The sequence below is a fragment of the Bradyrhizobium sp. USDA 4538 genome (assembly GCF_024171045.1).
Lineage (GTDB): Bacteria > Pseudomonadota > Alphaproteobacteria > Rhizobiales > Xanthobacteraceae > Bradyrhizobium > Bradyrhizobium australafricanum.
Genome location: NZ_JALJZE010000001.1, coordinates 8,342,401 through 8,365,003, shown reverse-complemented (window position 1 = coordinate 8,365,003; position 22,603 = coordinate 8,342,401). Strand labels below are relative to the sequence as shown.

18 protein-coding genes are annotated in these 22,603 nt (G+C 64.8%); 6 read left to right on the top strand and 12 right to left on the bottom strand.

All coding sequences use genetic code 11. The features are described from left to right. Positions 1 to 43: 43 nt before the first annotated feature. A complete protein-coding gene (locus tag J2R78_RS38610; protein ID WP_253608911.1) occupies positions 44 to 721 on the bottom strand; it encodes a DnaA ATPase domain-containing protein in 678 nt (225 codons plus the stop codon). A gap of 88 nt (positions 722 to 809) precedes the next feature. Beyond that, complete coding sequence (locus J2R78_RS38605) at positions 810 to 1,352, bottom strand: CDP-alcohol phosphatidyltransferase family protein (protein WP_028332358.1); 543 nt, start codon at positions 1,350 to 1,352, stop codon at positions 810 to 812. 160 nt (positions 1,353 to 1,512) lie between these two features. On the opposite strand from J2R78_RS38605, the gene purM reads away from it, so the two are divergent. Continuing rightward, positions 1,513 to 2,586 (top strand): phosphoribosylformylglycinamidine cyclo-ligase, encoded by a 1,074-nt coding sequence (gene purM, locus J2R78_RS38600; RefSeq protein ID WP_253608910.1) that lies wholly within the window; start codon positions 1,513 to 1,515, stop codon positions 2,584 to 2,586. Next, positions 2,583 to 3,233, top strand: a complete 651-nt coding sequence (purN, locus tag J2R78_RS38595; protein ID WP_253608909.1) for a phosphoribosylglycinamide formyltransferase — start codon at positions 2,583 to 2,585, stop codon at positions 3,231 to 3,233. The genes purM and purN overlap by 4 nt, the downstream gene beginning before the upstream one ends. 77 nt (positions 3,234 to 3,310) lie before the next feature. On the opposite strand, the gene J2R78_RS38590 is transcribed toward purN, so the two are convergent. Then, a complete protein-coding gene (locus J2R78_RS38590; protein WP_016847412.1) occupies positions 3,311 to 3,514 on the bottom strand; it encodes a cold-shock protein in 204 nt (67 codons plus the stop codon). A gap of 356 nt (positions 3,515 to 3,870) precedes the next feature. Further along, positions 3,871 to 5,019: a ribonuclease D gene (gene rnd / locus J2R78_RS38585; protein WP_092086435.1), complete on the bottom strand. Its 1,149-nt coding sequence runs from the start codon at positions 5,017 to 5,019 to the stop codon at positions 3,871 to 3,873. A 747-nt stretch (positions 5,020 to 5,766) separates the two neighbouring features. On the opposite strand from rnd, the gene J2R78_RS38580 reads away from it, so the two are divergent. Beyond that, the gene (locus J2R78_RS38580) at positions 5,767 to 6,378 is read left to right on the top strand and encodes a GNAT family N-acetyltransferase (RefSeq protein ID WP_253608908.1); all 612 of its coding nucleotides are present in this window, start codon (positions 5,767 to 5,769) and stop codon (positions 6,376 to 6,378) included. A 492-nt stretch (positions 6,379 to 6,870) separates the two neighbouring features. Continuing rightward, positions 6,871 to 10,338 (top strand): AAA family ATPase, encoded by a 3,468-nt coding sequence (locus J2R78_RS38575; protein ID WP_253608907.1) that lies wholly within the window; start codon positions 6,871 to 6,873, stop codon positions 10,336 to 10,338. A gap of 151 nt (positions 10,339 to 10,489) precedes the next feature. On the opposite strand, the gene J2R78_RS38570 is transcribed toward J2R78_RS38575, so the two are convergent. The 6 genes from J2R78_RS38570 to J2R78_RS38545 all read right to left on the bottom strand — a co-directional run bounded on the left by J2R78_RS38570 (position 10,490) and on the right by J2R78_RS38545 (position 15,816). Then, on the bottom strand, positions 10,490 to 11,602 hold the full coding sequence (locus tag J2R78_RS38570) for an acyltransferase (RefSeq protein WP_253608906.1): 1,113 nt from the start codon (positions 11,600 to 11,602) through the stop codon (positions 10,490 to 10,492). Between the two features lie 112 nt (positions 11,603 to 11,714). Next, on the bottom strand, positions 11,715 to 12,938 hold the full coding sequence (gene chrA, locus J2R78_RS38565; RefSeq protein ID WP_253608905.1) for a chromate efflux transporter: 1,224 nt from the start codon (positions 12,936 to 12,938) through the stop codon (positions 11,715 to 11,717). A 335-nt stretch (positions 12,939 to 13,273) separates the two neighbouring features. Continuing rightward, positions 13,274 to 13,795 (bottom strand): OsmC family protein, encoded by a 522-nt coding sequence (locus J2R78_RS38560; protein ID WP_076832005.1) that lies wholly within the window; start codon positions 13,793 to 13,795, stop codon positions 13,274 to 13,276. Positions 13,796 to 14,075: 280 nt separating this feature from the next. Continuing rightward, positions 14,076 to 14,570, bottom strand: coding sequence for a ferritin-like domain-containing protein (locus J2R78_RS38555; RefSeq protein ID WP_028344824.1), 495 nt, complete (start codon positions 14,568 to 14,570; stop codon positions 14,076 to 14,078). A gap of 25 nt (positions 14,571 to 14,595) precedes the next feature. Beyond that, a complete protein-coding gene (locus tag J2R78_RS38550) occupies positions 14,596 to 14,799 on the bottom strand; it encodes a hypothetical protein (RefSeq protein WP_253590428.1) in 204 nt (67 codons plus the stop codon). A 117-nt stretch (positions 14,800 to 14,916) separates the two neighbouring features. Then, positions 14,917 to 15,816: a LysR family transcriptional regulator gene (locus J2R78_RS38545; protein ID WP_253608904.1), complete on the bottom strand. Its 900-nt coding sequence runs from the start codon at positions 15,814 to 15,816 to the stop codon at positions 14,917 to 14,919. Between the two features lie 101 nt (positions 15,817 to 15,917). Here J2R78_RS38545 and J2R78_RS38540 point away from each other — a divergent pair, with 101 nt between their 5' ends. Then, positions 15,918 to 16,907: a zinc-dependent alcohol dehydrogenase family protein gene (locus tag J2R78_RS38540; RefSeq protein WP_253608903.1), complete on the top strand. Its 990-nt coding sequence runs from the start codon at positions 15,918 to 15,920 to the stop codon at positions 16,905 to 16,907. 109 nt (positions 16,908 to 17,016) lie between these two features. Here the strand turns inward: J2R78_RS38540 and J2R78_RS38535 are convergent, their stop codons facing one another. Beyond that, positions 17,017 to 18,489, bottom strand: a complete 1,473-nt coding sequence (locus J2R78_RS38535) for a YdiU family protein (protein ID WP_253608902.1) — start codon at positions 18,487 to 18,489, stop codon at positions 17,017 to 17,019. Positions 18,490 to 18,689: 200 nt separating this feature from the next. Here J2R78_RS38535 and aspS point away from each other — a divergent pair, with 200 nt between their 5' ends. Beyond that, positions 18,690 to 20,465, top strand: a complete 1,776-nt coding sequence (gene aspS, locus J2R78_RS38530) for an aspartate--tRNA ligase (protein ID WP_253608901.1) — start codon at positions 18,690 to 18,692, stop codon at positions 20,463 to 20,465. A 117-nt stretch (positions 20,466 to 20,582) separates the two neighbouring features. Here aspS and J2R78_RS38525 read toward each other — a convergent pair whose 3' ends face one another. Beyond that, positions 20,583 to 22,574 carry a hypothetical protein gene (locus J2R78_RS38525; RefSeq protein WP_253608900.1) on the bottom strand — a complete coding sequence of 664 codons (1,992 nt, stop codon included), beginning with the start codon at positions 22,572 to 22,574 and terminating at the stop codon, positions 20,583 to 20,585. Positions 22,575 to 22,603 lie beyond the last annotated feature (29 nt).

Genomic DNA, 22,603 nt, shown 5'->3' with positions numbered 1-22,603 from the left:
ATTGATGTTCCGCTCGCCTGCGCCGTCAAGCCGCGGGGATGGATCAGGCATCGCGCAACAGCTCCGCCGCCAGCGCCCGCGTGACCGGACGGCCGAGCCGGAGTGCCTCGGTATCCAGGAGCTCGACCGCTTGCCGGACGGCAACGTAGGAACGCTCGATCCGGTTGCTCAGATAGCTGACCAGCGGTTCGTCCACGCTCATCTGGCGGTCGGCGCAGAACTTGACGATCAGGCCGCGGAACAGCTGGTCGTCCGGCGGCAGCAGCGTCACGGTCGGCACCGCGCGGAGCCGCGACCGCAGGTCGCGCAATTCGATCTCGAACGCCGAGGGCGGAATGCGCGCCGTGATCAGCACGTAGGCATCGTCCTGGCGCGCCAGATTCATCAGATGAAACATCGCGCGCTCGTCGAAATCCGACGGTCTCAGATCCTCGACCACCAGCGCGCCGGTCGCAAGCGCGGTCGGCACCGTGTCGGCCGTCAGCGCATGCGCCGCGGTCGAGCGCGCGCCGGCGCTCTCGGCCCAGATCGCGGCGAGGTGGCTTTTGCCGGAGCCGCCAGGCCCGACCAGCAGCATGATTCGGTTCGGCCAGTCTGGCCAGCCGTCGATCAGCGCCAGCGCCGCCTCATTGGCTGGGCCCTCGAGGAAATCGTCGCGGGTCAGCTTCTCCTCGTGCGGCAGGGCCAAGGCCAATTGACGAGGTTGAACGCTACTGGCCACGCAGGTCTCCAAACCACTTCATTTTAGCCATGCGCAAACGCGTCGCGTTTGTCGCGGGAAAACCGGCTTCCACTTTTCCGGATCCCGCCTACCGAGCTTCGATGGTGCTCATGTGCCGCACCCACTCCACGAGATAGAGGGACACCGAACCCAAAGTAAAGATCGTGACCAGGCCCATCAGGATCAGGTCGTAAGGATGTGGCTGAAAGCCGAAGCCGAGCGAGGCCAGCACCAGCGCTGCGAACGCGACCTGCGCCACCGTGTTCAGCTTCGACACCATCAGCGGCTTCATCTCGACCGGCTTGTCGAACAACCATGACACAATCACGGCGGAGACGATCATGATGTCGCGTGACACCACGAGAATCACGATCCAGCGCGGCACCGCGCCCCAGATTCCGAGCGCGACATAGATCGACACCAGGAGCGCCTTGTCGGCGAGCGGATCGAGCAGGGCGCCGAGCTCGCTCGTCATGTTGAAGCGCTTGGCGAGGAAACCGTCGACCGCGTCCGAGACGCCGGCGATCACGAAGATCGCGAACGCAATCTCCATCTGGCTGGACACGATGGCCCAGACGATCACCGGCACCAGGATGATGCGGCCGAGGGTGATGATGTTCGGAATGCTCAACTTGGATCGCTTCCCGGCTAGAAGCCTGATTTTACTCGATATCCGGCTCTTTTGCGCAGCCGCCTTGTGTTATCTACATAGTATCGCGGCGGCAGCGCCGCGAGCCATTGCGCGGGGGCGGAATTCCTCGTAACCAGCCCCTGATCATCTGGAATTGGGCATGACCGAGCGCAAAAACGGGCTCACTTACGCGGATTCGGGTGTCGATATCGACGCCGGCAATCGACTGGTCGATCTGATCAAGCCGATGGTGCGGGCCACCGCGCGGCCTGGCGCGGACGCAGAGATCGGCGGTTTCGGCGGGCTGTTCGACCTCAAGGCCGCCGGCTTCAAGGATCCGGTCCTGGTGGCCGCGACCGATGGCGTCGGCACCAAGCTGAAGATCGCGATCGAGACCGGCATTCATGGCGGTATCGGCATCGATCTGGTCGCGATGTCGGTCAACGACCTCGTCGTGCAGGGCGCGGAACCGCTGTTCTTCCTCGACTATTTCGCCTGCGGCAAGCTGCACCCGGAGGCCACCGCGCAGATCGTCGCTGGTATCGCCGAGGGCTGCCGCGAATCCGGCTGCGCGCTGATCGGCGGCGAAACCGCGGAGATGCCCGGCCTCTACAAGGACGGCGATTACGACCTCGGCGGCTTCGCGGTCGGCGCGGCCGAGCGCGGCACGCTGCTGCCGACCGCGGATATCGCGGCGGGCGATGCCGTGATCGGGCTGGCTTCCTCCGGCGTGCACTCCAACGGCTATTCGCTGGTGCGCAAGATCGTCGAGCAGTCCGGCGTTGCCTATGACGCGCCGGCGCCGTTCGCGCCGGTCATGACGCTTGGCGCAGCGCTGCTGACGCCGACCAGGCTCTATGTGAAATCCTGCCTGCGCGCGATCCGCGACACCGGCGCGGTGAAGGGGCTCGCCCACATCACCGGCGGCGGCTTCACCGACAACATTCCGCGCGTGCTGCCGAAGCATCTCGGCGTCGGCATCGATCTGGCGCGGCTGCCGGTGCTCCCGGTGTTCAAATGGCTGGCCGAGCAGGGCGGCATCGCCGAACTCGAACTGCTGCGCACCTTCAACTGCGGCATCGGCATGATCGCGATCGTCAAGGCTGATGCGGTCGACGCCGTGACCGAGGCGTTCACCGCCGGCGGCGAGACCGTGACGTTGCTCGGCGAGGTGATCGAGGCCAAAGGCGAGCATCGCGTGATCTATAACGGTCATCTCGATCTCTCGCGATGAAGCGCCGCGTCGCCATCCTGATCTCCGGCCGCGGCTCCAACATGGCCGCGCTGATCGAGGCTGCGAAGGCTGCGGATTTCCCAGCCGAGATCGTGGCCGTGATCTCGAACCGCGCCGATGCCGCCGGGCTCGAGAAGGCGGCCGCCAGCGGCATTGCGACCATCGTCATCGAGAGCAAGCCGTTCGGCAAGGACCGCGCCGGCTTCGAGGCCGTGCTGCAGCGCGCGCTCGATGACAGGCAGGTCGAGTTGATCTGCCTCGGCGGCTTCATGCGGCTGTTCACCGCCGAGTTCGCGCGGCACTGGTACGGGCGGATGCTCAACATCCATCCCTCGCTGCTGCCTTGCTTTCCGGGTCTCGATCCGCACGGCCAGGCGTTGCGTGCAGGGGTCAAGCTGTCCGGAGCGACGGTGCATTTCGTGATCCCGGAGACCGACGCCGGACCGATCGTGATGCAGGGCGCGGTCACGGTCGCTGACGACGACACCGCCGAGACGCTCGCCGCGCGCGTGATCACCATCGAGCATCGCATCTATCCGGAGGCGCTGCGGCTGCTGGCGAGCGGCCGGCTCAAGCTCGAAGGCGATCTCTGCAGGACCCTGGGCAGCGGCGCAACCGACCATACCCTGATCGCGCCGGCGCCTTAGCGCGCGGTTGCAGGAGACATCCCCCGGGGTGATGCGGCCGGGGGAGGCATCAGGATGAATTCCGCTGGCAGCGGCGTTCAGTGAACCTTGAGGTTCTCTGCCGACGCCTTGCCGCGGTTCTCCACCAGCTCGTACTCGACGGACTGGTTCTCGTTCAATGTGCTGAGGCCCGCGCGCTCGACCGCCGAGATGTGGACGAACACGTCCTTGTCGCCGACGGCTGGCTTGATGAACCCGTAACCTTTGGTCGGGTTGAACCATTTGACGGTACCCTTCGGCATCGTCTCTCTCCCAGTTTAGACATAAAAAAGACGCGGCCACGTTTTCCACGTGCCACGCCACAAGCGGACTTTGCGCTGTCTGTTCACTTCCCGGGTCGTCAGATCCAAAGTCTTCAAGTCCGAAGTTTCGCCTCTCGAGGCCCTGTACATCGAAGCCTTGGATATCAACGTCGCGAAACGCACAGTCGAACGGCCGCAAATCCGATTGTGAACGGATTGCAACACGAAAATTGCGCCTTAGCAAGCGCGGTGGTTTTGCGTGACGCAACCTCAGCCTGTGCCGGTCGAACTCCGGGGCAACGCGTTCGGCCACTGGCCGACTGCCGGTGGAACCTGGCGCGCATCAGGCGGACGCGCTAACCCCGGTCCACCCGCACCACGCGGCCCTTGTCGATCGCCAGCGCGAGCTGGCCGTGCTTGAGCTTGAGCGCGGCCTCGCCGAACAGTTCGCGGCGCCAGCCGTGCAGGGCGCCGACCTCGGCCTGATCGCTGGCCGCGATCTGCTCGAGGTCGTCGACGGTGGCGATCACCTTGCTGGCGACGCCGTGGCGCTCCGAGGTCATGCGCAGCAGCACCTTCAACAGCTCGACGGTCGCCGCGCCGTTGGAATTGTTTCTCGGCTTCTCCAGCTTGGGCAGCATGGCCTGGTCGCGGGCGAGCCCGCGCTGCACGGCAGCAATGATGTCGGCGCCCCATTTCGAGCGCTCAAAGCCCTTCGGCAGCGAGCGCAGATTGCCGAGCTTCTCCAGCGAGGTCGGCGCATGGGTGGCGATATCGCCGACCGCATCGTCCTTGAGCACGCGTGAACGCGGCACGTCGCGGCTCTGCGCCTCCTGCTCGCGCCAGGCCGCGACCTCGATCAGCACCGCGAGCTCGCGCGGCTTACGCACGCGGGTCTTGAGCCGCTCCCAAGCGCGCTCGGGATGGAAGTCGTAGGTCTTCGGCGAGGTCAGGACCTCCATCTCCTCGCTGACCCAGTCACTGCGGTCGCGCTTCTTCAGATCGGCATCGAGGGCTGCGAACACTTCGCGCAGATGGGTCACGTCGGAGACGGCGTAGTGGAGCTGCTCGTCGGTCAGCGGCCGGCGCGACCAGTCGGTGAAGCGATGGGTCTTGTCGGGGCGGTGGCCGGTGACGCGGTCGACGAGCTGGTCGTAGGCGATGCTGTCGCCATAGCCGAGCACCATGGCGGCGACCTGGGTGTCGAAGATCGGATGCGGGATCGTGCCGGACAGGTGCCAGACGATTTCGATGTCCTGCCGCGCGGCGTGGAATACCTTGAGCACGGCCTCGTTCGACATCAGGTCGAAGAACGGCTTGAGGTCGATGCCGGGTGCCAGCGCGTCGACCACGACCGCTTCTTCCGCGCTCGCCATCTGCACGACGCAGAGCAGCGGATAGTAGGTCGTCTCCCGCAGGAACTCGGTGTCGACAGTGATGACCTTGTGTTTGGCGAGCCGGTCGCAGGCGGCGGCGAGGTCGGAGGTCGTGCTAATCAAATCCATGAAGTGTCCATAACGGCTTGACCACACGCGTTCTGCCGAAAGGGCAGCTATGTCAAGGGTCTTGCAGGGATTTTGGCCCTGCGCGGGGTGAGGGACGGGCCGTTTTTGAATTGATTGGGCGTGATTCGAGGGTGTTTTCGGCCTGGTCGTGCCGGCAGTTCGTCGGTCGTCCGCCATCTTCGGTGTCACCGCCCGGCTTGACCGGGCATGACGAACGGGGGCTGAGCGCCACAGGCGATAGCCCGCTGGCGCCGGGACGCACGACCAAAATATCGAAAACAACCCCATGCAAAGGAGCCGACAGCTAGCGGTGTTCGACACGGCAACTTGACACGTCGGGCAAATCAGCGATATTTTTCCATTATTCCGAAGTCATGCGTCGCCACGCTTGGGGCTGTGACATTTGCGGACTTCTGCAACCGACCCGTCATGGTGACGAGGCGCACCGCGCCGTCATTGCGTCCCCACTTGCAGCTTTGATCGCCCGGCTCGACCGGTTGAATCCGCCCAGTATTCCAGAGACAGTTGTGCTCGAACCGAGAGGCCGCGGCGTACTGGATCGCCCGCTTTCGCGGACGATGACAGTCGTAGTGGGGGCGCGCCGCTGCGGGAGCTTGCGCCGTCGGGATGGCGATTTGGGTCAACCGGAGTGCTGAGCTTTCTCGGGGGCCGGCTTGCCTGGCCGATCATGGGTGCCGTACTCTGCCAAAGCAACCTGAAGTCGATGACCAACGAGGAGCCGCTATCGTGATCGCGACGCAGCCCGGGGCTGTCACCAGCGAGCTGTTTCAAATCGCCCCGAACGTCCCAGAACAACGCCGCGATGCAGTGCTCGAGAGCATCAACAGCATCATCGACACGAATTGGCTGACGGAGGAAAAGTTCTGGTCCCACGAACACTCTCCGTTCAAGCCCGACCACGGCATTGTCCTGCTCCATCACGGCGGTGAATGCGTGGCTTACCTCATCATTCAGCGCCTCGCCGTTGCCGGCACGTCGGTGATCTATCTCTCGGGTACCGCCGTCAGAGACACGCATCGTGGTTGCGGCTCTTTCAAGCGGATGTTCGATACCGCTATGACGGCGGAGTTCGGTCACCCGGCGGCGCCGGCTGAATACTGCTTGTGCTGGCGAACGAGAAATCCCGTCATCTACGTGCTGGGTCGCGCGCAGTGCCGCAGCGTCGTGCCGGCTATCTCGGACGACACGCACGCGGATGATCTCTGTCTCAAACTGGCTGCAACCCTGTACCCTCGTCAAACCGTCGAGAAGACGACGATGGTGATGCGGAGGGCCTATGGCCGGCTTCGCTATCGCGATGAGCCGGCGACCCAAACCTCGCCGGATGTCGACCGATGATTCGCGCAGACCATCCCCAACAGCGCTGATGCGGTGTTCTGTGCCGGATTGGCGAGCAATCGCTGGTCACGGCGCTGAGCAGCGTTGCCAACGACTGGATAACCCAGGACGGGCAACTCAGTGGCAGGGGGGCCTGTCATGGCGCGAAAATCGAATGGCTCCGCGCGCAAATTCGTACGTCACGCCATCGTTCGCCGGGCGCCTTTGTCACGCCGAGTGCCGAGCATGCCGGAGGTCGGATGGTGGCGCCCGAGGGGGCGACTCTGGTTTCGCCTACAGACTTGGCGAACGTCATCGCAGTCGGCGAAGGGCCAAAATACCGGTGTGTGCGCTATCTCGAATATCCGAGCGACCGAGGGCAGAGTGCGTCTTCGATCGGTCTGCTCCTTGTTTTCGCACTTTGTGAACGCGTCCAGTCTGGGGTAAACAGGTCCCTTGGCATCGTCGAACGAGGCCCATTGTCGCCAATGGCCCGCAGTCGGACGGATCACAATGCCGGAGAAACAGCCAAGCGCCGATATGGAGGCTGCTCTCAAGCACTGGCTCGAAACCGTTGATCTCGGCCAGTACAGCGACCTCTTTGTCCTGCATCGCATCGGTTTGGACATCCTGCCCGATTTGACCGAGCAGGATCTGGTCGAACTTGGACTTCCGCTGGGAGACCGCAAGCGCTTGCAGCGCGCGGTTGCTTCCCTGACCCGTTCGGCAAAAGGTCCCGCCGGCGGTAGGAGCGTCGCGGAAGGCGCAGCGGTGAGCGCCGAGCGGCGCCAGCTGACCGTGATGTTCTGCGACATGGTCGGATCGACCTCGCTGTCCGAGCAGTTCGATCCCGAAGACGTCCGCGACATGATCGCGAGCTTCAGGGAAAAGTGCGTCAGCGTGGTCAAGCGGTACGAAGGCTTCGCGGCCCGCTACCTCGGGGACGGCATTCTGGTCTATTTCGGCTATCCGAATGCGCATGAGGATGACGCCGAGCGGTCGGTGCGCGCGGCGCTCGAAATTGTACGGAGCCTGTCGTCGGCGAGAGCGAGTGACGCCCGCGACGTTGCAAGTCATGAGCCCAGTGTGCGCATCGGGATTGCGACCGGCCTTGTTGTCGTCGGAGACCTGGTTGGACAGGACACCGAGGAGCACGATTCCGCAGTCGGCGAGACGCCAAATCTGGCTGCCCGTCTGCAGGCCTTGGCGCCTCCGGACGGCGTCGTGATTGCGTCTTCGACGCAATCCCTGCTCAAAGGAAAGTTCGACTACCAGGACTTCGGATTTCACACGCTGAAGGGGATATCCGCGAAGGCGCAGGCCTGGCTCGTGGTTCGGCCCTGCCGCGCCGAAACGCGATTTGCCGCAGCCATGGGCTCCAGATTGACGCCGCTGGTCAACCGCACCGAAGAGGTGGCGTTGCTGCTCACGCGTTGGCAGCAAGCGAAAGCCCATGAGGGGCAGGTCGTGTTGCTGACGGGCGAGCCGGGAATTGGAAAATCCAGGATCGTTCAGGAATTGCGGGAGCGGATCGCTGGTGATCAGCACGGACAAGTTTCGTTCCAGTGCTCTCCCTATTACAGCAGCACCGCTTTTCACCCATTCATCGAGCATCTCAAATTCGCGCTCGGCCTTGACGGCGAGAACGCGTCTGCGCTTTGGCTGACAAAGCTTGAAGCCGGTGTCGCCGCCTCGAACGGCGAGGCGGCGACAGTAGTGCCGATCCTTGCGGCGTTGCTTTCAATTCCCACCGGGGACCGCTACGCGGCCCTGGATCTCTCGCCGCAACAGCTGAAGGATACGACGATCGCCACGCTCGTCAACCATCTGCTCGCGCAAGCGCGCGAGCAGACGCTCCTGATCGATTTTGAGGACGCACATTGGATCGATCCCACCTCGCGGGCCGTGCTCGATCTGCTGGTGGAGAACGTTCGCACCACGTCGATCCTTGTCGTGATCACCTGTCGTCCGGAGTTTCAGCCGGGCTGGAAGGATCACGCGCACACCATCAGTGCGAACCTCAAGCGTCTCGGCCGACAGGTCCGCACGATATTGGTCGAACGTGTGGCTGGAGAAAAGGAGCTTCCCCGAGAGGTGATTGAGGACATCATTGTCAAAACCGATGGCGTGCCGCTCTTCCTTGAAGAGCTGACCAAGGCCGTTCTCGAATCCGACGTCTTGACTGAGCAACATGGACGTTACGTCTTGTCCGGTCCGTGGCATCAGCTCGCTATTCCCGCGACATTGAACGATTCCCTGATGGCCCGCCTCGACCGGATGGGATCATTCAAGAAAATCGCGCAGATCGGCGCCACCATCGGCCGCGAGTTTTCTTATGAGATCCTTCGCGAGGTTGCCGAAGCGCCGGCGGACCAGATCGAAGCCGCCCTGAACCATCTGGAGGCAGCCGGATTGATCGTCCGCTTCGGCTTTCTGCCGGAGGCGCTGTACTCGTTCAAGCACGTGATGATCCAGAATGCGGCGCATGAAAGCTTGTTGCACAGGGAAAGACGGACGCTGCACGCCAGGATCGCGCGCGTGCTGGCCGAAAAATATCCGGAAAAGATCGAGCGCGAACCGGAGCTTCTCGCCTACCACCTGACCGAGTCTGGACAAAGCGAGCCGGCTGCGGGTTTCTGGCTCAAGGCCGGAAAGCAGGCCGCGATGAAGGGTGCGACTCTGGAGGCGATCGGTCATTTGCGTCGTGGGCTCGGGGTTCTGCAAGCCTCACCCGGCATGCAGGGCCGAAACGAGTCCGAGCTTGAGCTTCGCATCGCCCTGGGCACCGCCCTGATCGCGGCAAAGGGATACGCCGTGCAGGAAGTCGAGGAGAACTATGTTCGCGCGCTCGAACTCGGCCGGAATCTTGGCAACATGGCGAAGGTCTTTGCGGCGACGCGCGGACTTTGGGTGTGCCACTTCATCCGCGGCGATCTCGCACGGGCGCATGAGCTGAGCGCGGAGCTCCTGCAGTTCGCAAGGCGCGAGGCATCGAACCAAAGTTCGTCCGCGACGCAACAGACGGGATATCTGATCGAGGCGCATCGGGCGATCGCGATGACCATGCTGTACCGCGGGCGGTTTGTCGCCGCCGAACATCACCTTCATCGCTTCAGGAATCTGTACAGTCCTGATCTACACAGCGCCCTGACGGCAACGCATGGCATCCATCCTGGCATCGTCTCGCTCTCGTATCTCGGGTACGTGTCGTGGTTTCTGGGCCGTCCTGACGCGGCGCGCCGATATAGCCAGCAGGCTATTTCGGAAGCGGAAGACCTTCGCCACCCCTTCACGCTGTCATTTGCGCTGACATTCGGCGCTTACGTTTGCCAGCATCTCCGCGATGTCGAAGGGACCCACGACTACACCAACAGGGCACTGGCTCTCTCATCGGAACACGGCTTCCTGCATTGGAAGCATCAGACGACCATCCTGCGAGGATGGGCGATGACCGAGCTCGGGAATGTCGATGAGGGATTGAACCAGATGCGAATGGCTATCGACGGCTACGAGGGCATGAGCGCCCGGCTAGCCAGTTGCTGGTTCAGAAGCCTGCTCGCGAAGGCTTATGCAAGTGCCGGCTTGCCGGATGCTGCCTTGCACGAACTCGACAGCGCACTGGCGATCGGGAGAAGAACGGGAGAGCATTTTTACGAAGCTGAGATCTATCGTCTGCAAGGTGAGATGACGCTCAATGATTCGAGATCATCGTCCGTTGAATCCGCCGAGCGAATGTTCCTCGCCTCGATCGAGCTGGCGCGCAGGCAAAGCGCGCGGTCCTTTGAATTACGGTCAGCTGTCAGCCTGGCGCGCTTATGGCGACATTCCGGCAAACAGGCGCGAGCAGCCGAGCTGCTGCTACCCGTTGTCCGAACATTCACGGAAGGTCTGCTTGCGCCTGACGTCAAGGAAGCACTCGAGCTTGCGAATGAACTGGCAATGGAAATGCCCGGAGATCATGAATGGAGCGGGCGGGTCTGAGGATAGCGAGGCGCCCCGGCGCCATCCGCCCCCTTACGCCTGATCGTCGTCACCACGCATCGCAGATGAATGATGGTGTTCGCTTCGGCCCAAGGTTCGCTAGGGCGGCAACGTTGGGTGGATGCTGTTCCGGCGGTTTGCGCCGGATTGATCAGCGGTTGGCGATGCTGCTGGCCTCGATTGGCGAGGCAACGTCGTCCCGTTCGATCCGGGCTTCGTTCGCGCGAATGCGTGACGGCCATCCGTGCCGCGAGGCCAGCGTCGTCAGCCTGTCCCTGACGAGATAATGCGCGGGGCCTTCGAGGAAGCGCCAGACGAGCCATGCCAGCACCACCATGCCCGTCACGACCAGCGCGGTCGACAGCGCGTCCGGCGTTGGCGTGATCAGGAGGAGGATGACGTAGCCGAGCTGCAGATGCAGCAGATAGAGCGGATAGGTGATGCCGCCGACGGCCCTGACGAGGCCTGCAGGCAGGGCTACCGACTTGATGCGAGTGGCGGCGAACACGATGCCGAGCGAGACGATGCAGATCACCGTCACGACGCGGGGATCGAAGCTGCCATGGGTGTGGACGCCGAGCCGCTCCAGCTTGTGCACGGCCTGGAACGTCGCCGTGCCGATCGCCAGCGTCAGCAGGCTGTAGAGCCTGGTGTCGCGCCGTCCGCGGTAATGCTCATAGATCAGGAGCCCGACGGCGAAGAAGCCGCTGTCGTCGGCCATGAACAGCTTCTCGAACAGCGGAACGTCGAGGGTCAGCTCGTTGGCGAAGGTGATTGCGATCCACGCCACGATGATCGTGTCGATGCGCCGCGGAAAGATGCCCCAGGTCAGGAACAGCGCGATCCAGGCGTAGAACACGACCTCGATCACCAGCGACCAGTAGGCGTCGTCCATGTAGGGCTGACCGAGCATCGGGGCCGCGATGAACAGGTTTGTCAGCCATTGCCCCCACGTCACGTGGAAGTACGCGTGGCCCAACAGCAGCGTCGCGAGGAAGGTCAGCGTCATGCAGATGACGAAGGTCGGATAGATCCGGCTGAAGCGGGCGATCGCGAAACCGACCGGCGTGCGGCCTTCGGCGGAATAGGCGATGACGAAGCCAGAGATCGCGAAGAACACGGGGACGCCGAGGAAGCCGTATTGCGCGACCGGGGCGAGGTACGGCATCGCCACCTTTTGCACGCCGTTCGATGCCACGCCCCAGAAGCCGTAATGGTACAGGATCACGGCCCCGACCGCGGCGAGCCGCAGCAGGTCCAGCACGGGAACTCGGGTCGGATCCGGTTGTTTAGAAACGCTCGGCATATATCCGCTATCGTGGCGGCGAGGCATGAAGGCGTTCTTAATCCACCCGGCGAAACGACCGCGCGATCGTTCACGATTGCAGGAGCCCCGTGGCGATGCCGGCGGCCGCGCTGAGCACGACCACCACGAGCGGCGGCGCGCGCCATGCCGTGAGCAGGACGAAGCCGGCCAGCGCGATGCCGAAATCGAGCGGACGGTGCACGCTGCTGGTCCACACCGGATTGTAGAGCGCGGCCCCCAGAAGGCCGACGACGGCGGCGTTGACGCCGCGCACCATCGCCTGCGCCGCCGGCCGTTTGCGAAAGCTATCCCAGAACGGCAGCGCCGCGAGCAGCACGAGAAGTCCCGGCAGGAAGACGCCGACGAGGCCGACGATCGCGCCCGGCAGGCCGCCGATCACGGCGCCGAGATAGGCGGCAAAGGTGAATAGCGGGCCCGGCACCGCCTGCGCGGCGCCGTAGCCGGTCAGGAACGCATCGTCGCCGATCCAGCCCGGCGTCACCACGGCTTCGCGCAGCAGCGGCAACACGACGTGGCCGCCGCCGAACACCAATGCGCCCGAGCGGTAGAAGGCCTCGAACAGGCCGAGGCCGGGCCATGTCCGCGACAGCAGCGGCAGTCCGACCAACAGCGCGACAAACAGGATCAGCGCCGCGACGCCAACGCGGCGCGATACCGGCATCGCGATATGGGTGACTCCGTTGGCCTGTTGCGCCCGGCAGAACCAAAGCCCGGCGATGGCGCCGAGAATGATCGCGCCGATCTGCGCGATCGACGACGAACTGGCGAGGATGACGAGTGCTGCGACCGTCGCGATCGAGGCGCGTTCGCGATCGGGGCAGAGCGAGCGCGCCATGCCCCAGACGGCCTGGGCGACGATCGCCACCGCAACCAGCTTGAGGCCATGCACCAGGCCGCTACCCGCCGGGCCACTCAATCCGCTGGCGCCGAAGGCAAACAGCACGAGCGCGATCGCCGAGGGCAGCGTGAATCCGGTCCAGGCGGCCAGCGCCCCCAGGTACCCGGCGCGCATCAGGCCGAGCGAAAAGCCGACCTGGCTGCTCGCAGGGCCCGGCAGGAATTGGCAGAGCGCGACCAGATCCGCATAGGCCTGTTCGTCAAGCCAGCGCCTGCGGGTGACGAACTCGTCGCGGAAATAGCCGATATGGGCGATCGGGCCGCCGAAGCAGCTGACGCCGAGCTTGAAGAAGATGAGCAGCACCTCCAGCGGCGAATGCGTCGAGCTCGCGGTGGCGGGCGGTGTGCCGGGCTGCGGGACGTCGGTGTTGTTCAAGCGTCGTCAATTCCCGCAATTTGCGTCCCAGGTCGGGACTCGTCAGCGCGAGCATATCGCCATTCGATGACGTTTGAGCGCGTTATTTCTCGCGGCTCTCACTCGTAGCGGATGTTCTTCGACGGCCGGCGCGCGGCGGGCATCGCCAGCACGACGAGACAGAGCGCGATCATCGCCAATCCCATAAATTCGAATGCAAATGCGTCCACGGGCCATTCTCCCCATCAGAAACAGTTAGACTTGTTGGGGGAGCGTTGACGCGCTGTTAAGCCTTATGGTTACCGCTGCCGGCCTCGGCGCATGGTGGAGAGTGAGTTAACGCTCACATCGCGAAGCTAGGCGGCTACGCTGAGCGGTCCGGTGCGCAGCTTCAGATCCACCGGCGTCGGGTTGCGCAGGATGTCCAGCACGGGGCAATGACGGTCGACGGTTTCCTTCAGCCGGGCGATGTCGGCCGCGGAGGCCGGGCTGTCGATGGCGACCTCGGCCTCGATCTGCTGGAAACCGGCTCGCACGTCTGGATCGACGCTGAAGAAGCCGCGCAGATCGATGGCGCCCGACAGCTTGACGGACACGCCGTTGAGGGGAATGCCGAGCGCGTCGGCATAGAGCCGATAGGTGATCTCCTGGCACGAGCCGAGCGCGGCGAGAATGTACTCGACCGGGTTCGGTGCGGTGTCCTCGCCGCCCAGCGCCGGTGGCTCGTCGACGCTGACGTTGAATTGCCGCACGGCAACGCGGCTATTGACGCCGTCGCCGAGTTGCGAAGTCGCCTGGAACACGGCCTGCGCCTGCGCCGGTTCGGCGCCGAGCGCCTGTTGGGTGTCTGCGAAAACCTGCTTGAACCTGAAGCTCATCGTTCGTCTTCCCCATGGCATCAATCACGAGAGGCTGATCGAACGGCCCATGCAGGGCAATAGTCGCGAGATAAAAACGACAGCAGCTCCGCGAAGCGCGAAATTTGCAGCAGCATTTTTCCCGCGCGCGTCGATGCGTAGGATGAGTAGAGCCAACGGGGCCGCGCAAGGCGCGGCCCGTTGATAGAACTCCGCGAAACCCATAGTGGTGCCGCTCGCGAGATGAGCTGATGGGTTTCGCTGCGCTCTACCCATCCTACGGGCCACCCATCCTGCCGTGTCACGCGGCGAGGGCGTCCTGGTTGATCTCGCCCTTGGCGAGCGCCGTCAGCAGCGTGTCGACGTGCCGCTCTTCGTCGAGACTGTCGTGCAGCAGCCGCTGGTCGTCGCGCAGATTGAGCTGACCGGCGAGGGCGGCCGCGCTGCCATAGGCGGCGATCTCGTAATGCGCGAGCTTCTGCGCCGACGCGACGAGGCCGGCATCGCGCAGATTGTCGTCGGGCAGCAGCGAAACCATCTTGGCGGTCTCGTGGATCAGCGCCTGCATGGCCTGGTCGGTGTGCTCCAGCGGATCGGCCCCGTGCATCCGCAGCAGCGACTTCAACCGCTCGCCCTGCACGATGGTCTCGCGGTGATGGCGGCTGAACGCATCCTTGAGCGACGGATGCGAGGCGATCTCCGCCATCCGCGCCAGCGCCACGGCGAGCTGCTCCTCGACGCTTGCGAGTTCCTGAAGCTCGGCGACATACATGTCCTTGAAGCTGGTGATCCTCATCGTGAATCCTTTCTTGTTTCGGCGTTCAGGCGGTGTGGCCGCCGGAACCGGAATCGACCGGCGTCTTCTTGGCGCGTTGTGGCGTCATCTTCGCCGGGTCCGGTTGCCCGGGCACGCCGCGCGGCCCGAGTTGCTGTCGCTGCAGATCGTCCTCGGAGAAGGGCGGCTCGACGCCGTTCGGGTTGCTGCGCTCGATCGCGGTTTTCAGGTCGTCATCGCGCTGGTTCATGCTGGCGCTCCATCATCTCGGCGGTACGGAACCTGGATCGGACGAGGCCGCACGTTCCGCGCTGCCCGGCCAACGATGCGCGCGCGAAATCGTTGCAAACAAATCGGGGGCGCGGCGCTACGCCACGAGCTTCGGCAGCGCGGCCGCGAGCGCATCCACCGCAAAGCGGATCTTGGGTGGCAGTCGCGGCGTCGGCAGCCACAGCGCGTGGCAATCGTAGGGAAATTCCCCGCTGTCGCCGAGAACGCGGACCAGCGCGCCGGTGTCGAGGCGTTCGCGCACCAGCCAGGAGGGCAGCCACGCCAGCCCCATGCCGCGCGCTGCGGCATCCGCGATGGCTTCGAGGTCGTCGAGCCTGAGCCGCCCGGCCGGCCAGACCTCGTGCGGCGCAAGACCGTCGCGCGGGAACAGCCACGGGCGAACGCGGCCCGAGCGGCGGTAGACGATCGCCTGGTGCCGGCCGAGCTCGTCGAGCGTGCGCGGCCTGCCATGGGCCTTCAGATAGGCGCGCGAGCCGCACACCACCATGCGCTGGCGCGCGATGCGCCGCGCGATCACGCCGGATTGCTCGTTAAGCTCGCCGGTCCTGATCGCAAGGTCGTAACCGCCCTCCATCAGATCGGCGATCGGATCGCCGAACGCGAGATCGAGCTCGAGCGCCGGATGTTTCTGCGCGAGCTTCAGCAGCGTGGGGACGATGCAGTAGCGGCCGAGCAGCGCCGGCATCGTCACCCGCAGCCGCCCGCGCGGCTGCGACGATTGATCGGAGGCGAGCGCGTCGGCCGCCTCGGCCTCGCCGAGCACGATGCGGCAGCGCTCGTAATAGGCTTGCCCTGAATCGGTCAGGCTCTGCCGCCGCGTGGTGCGATGGAGCAGGCGGACGTCGAGCCGTTGTTCGAGGAAGCGCACATGCTTGCCGACCATGGGGGCCGACATCTCGAGCGCATCGGCGGCGGCCGCGAACGAGCCGAGATCGACCGCCCTGACGAAGACGGCCATGCTGGTGAGGCGATCCAATTCAAAACTCCTGGTTTCGATTGTCGGAGCTACCGGGTGATTTATCCGGCGATCGCCGCCGGGCATAGCGGCATTCCATTCAATTGTTTTGGAGTTCGCCCATGGCCCGCGTCGTCCGCTTTCACCAGCATGGTGGTCCCGAGGTGCTGCGTATCGAGGAGATCGCGGTTGCGCCGCCGGCGCCCGGCGAGGTTCAGATCCGAGTCAAGGTGCTTGGGCTCAACCGCGCCGAGGCCTCGCTGCGCCGGGGCAGCTATATCGAGACCGCGACGCTGCCGTCCGGCCTCGGGCTGGAAGCCGCCGGGATTGTCGCGGCGATCGGCGAAGGCGTCGAAGAATTTGCGCCGGGCGATGCCGTGAGCATCGTGCCGCCGGTCTCGATGGTGCGCTGGCCGGCCCATGCCGAGCTCGCGACCTTTCCGGCGGAGCTTGTCGTCAAGCATCCGCCCGCGCTCGGTTTTGAAACGGCCGCTGCGGTGTGGATGCAGTATCTCACCGCGTTCGGTGCGCTGGTCGATCTTGCAAGGCTCGGGCGAGGCGAGTTCGTCGTCATCACAGCGGCGTCGAGCAGCGTCGGGCTCGCGGCGATCCAGATCGCCAACCGTATCGGCGCGGTCCCGATAGCGGTGACGCGGACATCGGCCAAGGCGCAGGCGCTGCGCGAGGCCGGCGCGGCGCACGTGATGGCGTCGGCGGAGCAGGATCTGCAATCAAGGCTGGAGCAGATCGCGGGACCGAACGGCGTGCGCGTGGTGTTCGATGCCGTCGGCGGCCCCGCCTTCGTGCCGCTGACGGCGGCGATGGCGCCCGGCGGCATCCTGATCGAATATGGTGGACTCAGTCCTGAGCCGACGCCGTTCCCGCTCGCCAACGTGCTCGGCAAGAGCGCGACCCTGCGCGGCTACCTCGTGCACGAGATCGTGCGCGATCCCGGCCGGCTTGCCGCGGCGAAGGCGTTCATCCTCGACGGGCTTGCGGACGGCGCCTTGAAGCCGATCATCGCCAGGACGTTTCCGTTCGAGGAGATCGTCGAGGCGCACCGGTACCTGGAGTCGAACACGCAGTTCGGCAAGATCGTGGTGACGGTGTGAGGGTCGCACCAGCGTCATTGCAAGCGAAGCGAAGCAATCCATCGGCTCGCATGCACGGAGGTATGGATTGCTTCGTCGCTGCGCTCCTCGCAATGACGGCGGAAAGACCTCACGTCCCGCAGAATGTCTGCGTCACGCGCTGCTCGGGGAGCGGCGGATCGGCGTAGGCCGCGAACTGCGGCTGGTCCTCATAGGGCTTGGCCAGCACCGTCAGCAGCTCCTCGAACGGCGCGTAGTCATCCGAGTTCACCGCAGCCGCAATCACCGCCTCGATCCGGTGGTTGCGCGGGATGAAGGCCGGATTGACCGCCTGCATCGCGGCCTTGCATTCGGCCGGCGTTTGCGGCTCCAGCGCGAGGCGGGCGCGCCAGCGGGCGGCCCATTCGTCGAACGCCGCGGGATCGGTGAACTGCGCGCGGACGTCCGCGGCGTCATCGCTTGCGGCCTCGCCGAGATGGCGGAAGGTCAGGGTGAAGTCGGCCGCGTTCTTGGCCATCGCGTCGAGCAGATCCTGGATCAGCGCCTCGTCACCGTCGCGCACGGTGAACAGGCCGACCTTGGCGCGCAGGCCGGCGTTATAGGCTGCGGTGAACTTTTCGGGGAATTCGCCGAGGATCACTTGCGCCTGCTCGATGGCCTTCTCCTGCTCGTCCGCGAACAGCGGCAGCAGGCATTCGGCGAGCCGGGTCAGATTCCACAGCGCGATGCGCGGCTGGTTGGCATAGGCGTAGCGGCCCATCTCGTCGATCGATGAGAATACCTGAGCCGGATTGTAGGCATCGAGGAAGGCACAGGGACCGTAATCGATGGTCTCGCCCGAGATCGAGGTGTTGTCGGTGTTCATCACGCCGTGGATGAAGCCGACAAGGAGCCAGCGCGCGACCAGCGCGGCCTGCCGTGCCACGACGCCGGCGAGCAGGGCGTGATAGGGCTGGGCCGCGTCCTTCAGCTCGGGATAGTGCCTGGCGATGACATGGTCGGCGAGCGCGCGCACGCCCTCGGTGTCGCCGCGGGCGGCGAAGAACTGGAAGGTGCCGACGCGGATGTGGCTCGCGGCGACGCGGGTCAGCACCGCGCCCGGCAGCGCGGTCTCGCGCATCACGGGCTCGCCGGTGACGACCGCCGCAAGTGATCTGGTGGTCGGGATGCCCAACGCGAACATCGCCTCGCTGACGATGTATTCGCGCAGCACAGGACCGAGCGCGGCGCGGCCGTCGCCGCGGCGGGAGAACGGGGTCGGGCCGGATCCCTTGAGCTGGATGTCGCGGCGGACGCCGTCCTTGTCGATGACCTCGCCGAGCAGGATGGCGCGGCCGTCGCCGAGCTGGGGAACAAAGTGCCCGAATTGATGGCCGGCATAGGCCATGGCGATCGGGTCGGCGCCGTCAGGCAGCCGCTTTCCGGCAAGGATCTCGGCGCCCTCCGGCGTCGACAGCAGGTCCGGATCCAGCCCAAGCTGGACGGCGAGCGTCCGGTTCAGCTTGATCAGCCGGGGGGCGGCGACCGGGGTCGGCGCGACACGGGCGAAAAAGTTCGCCGGCAGCGCCGAATAGGTGTTCTGGAACGGGAAATGAATGGTCATATCCAGAAGATAGGCCTGCGGGCCGAATAGGCAAACGATTGGCGCCCATCTGGCGCCGGATCGCAGCAAAATCTGCAGTTTCGGGCCAAAAGCGGGCGTTCCCTTGGTTGCCGCCCCGAGCGGGCTCGGGTAAACCCAGCGCCTTCGGATAGGAAGTTTCCTATCGCGATTCTCCTCCGACATCAGTTTTTGGAACGACTATGCATCGCTACCGGTCACACACATGCGGCGCGCTCCGAGAGGGCGATATCGACCAGACGGTCCGGCTTTCGGGTTGGGTTCACCGGGTCCGCGACCATGGCGGCGTGCTGTTCGTCGATCTGCGCGACCATTACGGCATCACCCAATGCGTGGCCGATCCGGACTCGCCGGCATTCGCCGAGGTCGAGAAGTTCCGCTCCGAATGGGTGGTGCGGATCGACGGCAAGGTGCGCCGCCGTCCCGCCGGCACCGACAACCCCGAACTGCCGACCGGCATGGTCGAGATCTACATCAAGGAGATCGAGGTGCTGGGCCCGGCGGCCGAGCTGCCGCTGCCGGTGTTCGGCGAGCAGGAATATCCTGAAGATATCAGGCTGAAATACCGCTTCCTCGACCTGCGTCGCGAGAAGCTGCACCAGAACATCATGACCCGCGGCGCGGTGGTCGATTCCATGCGCAAGCGGATGAAGGAGCAGGGCTTCTTCGAATTCCAGACCCCGATCCTGACGGCGTCCTCGCCGGAAGGCGCGCGCGACTTCCTGGTGCCGTCGCGCATCCATCCCGGCAAGTTCTACGCGCTGCCGCAGGCGCCGCAGCAGTACAAGCAGCTGTTGATGATGTCGGGCTTCGACCGCTACTTCCAGATCGCGCCGTGCTTCCGCGACGAGGACCCGCGCGCCGACCGTCTGCCGGGCGAGTTCTATCAGCTCGACGTCGAGATGAGCTTTGTCACCCAGGACGACGTGTTCGCGGCGATGGAGCCTGTGATCACCGGCGTGTTCGAGGACTTTGCCAAGGGCAAGCCGGTGACGAAGAACTGGCCGCGGATTCCGTTCGCGGAGGCCGTGCGCAAATACGGCTCCGACAAGCCCGATTTGCGCAACAAGATCGTGATGCAGGAAGTCTCCGAGCACTTCCGCGGCTCCGGCTTCAAGGTGTTCGCGCGCATGCTCGAAGACCCGAAGAACCAGGTCTGGGCGATCCCGGGCACCGGCGGCGGCAGCCGCGCGTTCTGCGATCGCATGAACTCGTGGGCGCAGGGCGAAGGCCAGCCCGGTCTCGGCTACATCATGTGGCGCGAGGGCGGCGAGGGCGCAGGTCCCCTGGCGAACAACATCGGCCCCGAGCGCACCGCTGCGATCCGCGACCAGCTCGGCCTCAAGGAAGGCGATGCGGCGTTCTTCGTCGCCGGCGATCCCGAGAAATTCTGGAAGTTTGCGGGTCTCGCGCGCACCAAGCTCGGCGAGGAATTGAACCTGATCGACAAGGACCGGTTCGAACTCGCCTGGATTGTCGACTTCCCGATGTACGAGTATGACGAGGAGAACAAGAAGGTCGACTTCTCGCACAACCCGTTCTCGATGCCGCAGGGCGGCCTCGACGCGCTGAAGTCGCAGGACCCGCTGACCATCAAGGCGTTCCAGTACGACATCGCCTGCAACGGCTACGAGATCGCCTCCGGCGGCATCCGCAACCACAAGCCGGAAGCGATGGTGAAGGCGTTCGAGATCGCAGGCTATGGCGAGCAGGAGGTCATCGACCGCTTCGGCGGCATGTACCGTGCGTTCCAGTATGGCGCCCCGCCGCACGGCGGCATGGCGGCCGGCCTCGACCGTATCGTGATGCTGCTCTGCGGCACCAACAATCTGCGCGAGATCTCGCTGTTCCCGATGAACCAGCAGGCCATGGACCTGCTGATGGGCGCGCCGTCGGAAGCAACCCCGAAGCAGCTCAAGGAGCTGCACATCCGCACCAACCTGCCGGCGAAGGGTTAGGCGGGCAGGAGAGGTGCGTAGCCCGGATGGAGCGAAAGCGAAATCCGGGGCGGTCCCTCCTGCGGCGACGCTGTTCCCGGATTGTGCTTCGCTCCATCCGGGCTACGGGCGGGAGAATCACAACCCCGTCGAGGCCTCGATCCGGAACTGCGCCAGCGCCGATTGCGGATCGGTCTTGAGGAGCTGCATCAGCTGAAGCGCCGGCGCCTTCGCGCGCGGAGTGAGCTTGATGACCAGCGTCTGTCCCGGCGTCTCGATGAACTGGCCGATCGCGGTGACGAGCGCGGTGGCGTCGGGATTGCTCCCGCCGATCTCGCCGCCCTGCGCCTTGATGGCGTCGAGGATGACCTTGCGCGCCTCGTCGCGGCTGATGTTCCGGGTGCGCGCAAATTGAGCGACCGCGAGATCGATGACGCCGAGGTCGTGGACCGTGAGCTGGATCGTGCCGGCTTCGATCTGCGCGGCAGCGCCCATCGCTTCCGCGGCGCTGGTCGAGAATGCCTCGCGCGGCACGTTGCCGAGCGTGACCTTCGCCGACGCGCTCAGCACGCCCGCCATGTCGAGCTTGACCGGCTCGAGTGCGAACGCGCGCGAGGTCTCGGTCCAAACGGCGCCGAGATCGGCATCGACGGCCATCCGGTCGATCCCGGCAGCGACGAGCGGTTGCTGCCGCGGATCGGCCGCATCGAGCGGCGCCGCCAGCTTGGCGGTCAGCCGCAGCTTGCTCGGGATCGATCCGACGAACTGACCCCAGTCGAGACTGAAGACGTCGATGTTGACCGGCTTGCCGGTGGCCTTGTAGGGCGACGCGACGCCCTTGATCTCGACGCCTTCGATCAGCGGGAATAGCGCCAGCGCCTGTTCGGCCGACGGCTTCTGCGCAGCGAATTGTGCCGACAGCCGCATGAAGTTGGCGACGTCGAGCGACTTCAGCGCGAAGCGTCCGACCTTGATGGGACCATTCGGCGCACGGGTATCGAGTCCCTCGACCGCAAGCTCGCCGATCTTGCCGTGTTCGAAGTTGAACCGCACCGAGGCGAGCTTGAGCGGGCCCTGCGGCGTCTCGAGCGAGAGCCCATGCATTTCAGCATTTGCAATTCCGATGCCCGAATAGAGGCCGGCGACCTTGTCCAGCAGTTCGCGCGCCTGGACGGCAGACGGCGGTGGGCTCCCTTGCGGCGGGATCATTGCCAGCAGTGCCGGCAGCTGCATCCGTGACGGATTGATCCTGGTGTCGTCGACGGTCACGCCCCCGATCCGCATGTTCACGCCGGGCGCAGCGGTGATGACATAAGGACCGGCCGAAACGTGTCCCTGGACCCGGTACTCCCTGTCATCGTTGGCCTTGCCTGGATCGAACATCGCCGCCATCGCGCCGACGTCGATATCGGTCGCGGCGATGTTGGCGAGCTCGCCGGTCATTTTGATCGGCTTGCCGGCCGCCTGCTGGTTGATCGTGAACACAACCTTGTCGGTTTTGCTGGACGCGATTTTTCCGTCCTTCATGTTTTCGATGGCGATGCCCGAATAGGCGAATTCGCCGCCGGCGCCGTCGCCGGCTTTTGCGGCGGCGCTGAAGGTCATCGTTCCGGTCAGGCTAGGCGCAGCGACCGATGATGCGTTGATGCTCGCGAGCAGTCCGAACGCGGACCGGTACAGCTCGAAGATCGACGACGACGCCGGAAGCTGGGGCAGGCTGGCGGGGCCGGAAAAATCCTTCACAGTGATCCGCGGCGCCTTGTAGGTCAGTGAGGTGATCGTCGGGGTAGGTCCTGCCACGCCGATCTCGACATCGCTGAACTCGACATTGCCGGCGGAGACCCGTGCCGCGTCGGTTTGACCGAGGCCGGTCATCGTGAGACTGGCAATCTTGACGCTGACCGGGGATTGCGTCCCCGACTCGGTGGCGACGTCGGCGATCGTCAGGGTGCGGCTCTTGACGTCGAACGTGATCTTGCCGTGGCTCGCCTTGGCGCCAGTGGCACGGACCTGCTCGAAGGCGGCCTCGACGTCGCGCGTGACCCGGCGCTGGGCGTAAAAGTCGAAACCGAAGAAGCCGGCGGCCGCGATCACAACCACGGCGATCAGGCCGAGCAGAATTTTCTTCATTCGGTCAACTCCGGATCATCAAGGGAAAA

Excerpts from the sequence above, each read along its gene's own strand:
- J2R78_RS38590 (WP_016847412.1), bottom strand. The coding sequence starts at position 3,514 with ATGCCGAAGGGTACCGTCAAATGGTTCAACCCGACCAAAGGTTACGGG.
- purN (WP_253608909.1), top strand. The coding sequence starts at position 2,583 with ATGAAGCGCCGCGTCGCCATCCTGATCTCCGGCCGCGGCTCCAACATG.
- J2R78_RS38555 (WP_028344824.1), bottom strand. The coding sequence starts at position 14,570 with ATGAGGATCACCAGCTTCAAGGACATGTATGTCGCCGAGCTTCAGGAA.
- J2R78_RS38525 (WP_253608900.1), bottom strand. The coding sequence starts at position 22,574 with ATGAAGAAAATTCTGCTCGGCCTGATCGCCGTGGTTGTGATCGCGGCC.
- J2R78_RS38575 (WP_253608907.1), top strand. The coding sequence starts at position 6,871 with ATGCCGGAGAAACAGCCAAGCGCCGATATGGAGGCTGCTCTCAAGCAC.
- J2R78_RS38535 (WP_253608902.1), bottom strand. The coding sequence starts at position 18,489 with ATGACCATTCATTTCCCGTTCCAGAACACCTATTCGGCGCTGCCGGCG.
- rnd (WP_092086435.1), bottom strand. The coding sequence starts at position 5,019 with ATGGATTTGATTAGCACGACCTCCGACCTCGCCGCCGCCTGCGACCGG.
- J2R78_RS38550 (WP_253590428.1), bottom strand. The coding sequence starts at position 14,799 with ATGAACCAGCGCGATGACGACCTGAAAACCGCGATCGAGCGCAGCAAC.
- purM (WP_253608910.1), top strand. The coding sequence starts at position 1,513 with ATGACCGAGCGCAAAAACGGGCTCACTTACGCGGATTCGGGTGTCGAT.
- J2R78_RS38560 (WP_076832005.1), bottom strand. The coding sequence starts at position 13,795 with ATGAGCTTCAGGTTCAAGCAGGTTTTCGCAGACACCCAACAGGCGCTC.
- aspS (WP_253608901.1), top strand. The coding sequence starts at position 18,690 with ATGCATCGCTACCGGTCACACACATGCGGCGCGCTCCGAGAGGGCGAT.
- J2R78_RS38540 (WP_253608903.1), top strand. The coding sequence starts at position 15,918 with ATGGCCCGCGTCGTCCGCTTTCACCAGCATGGTGGTCCCGAGGTGCTG.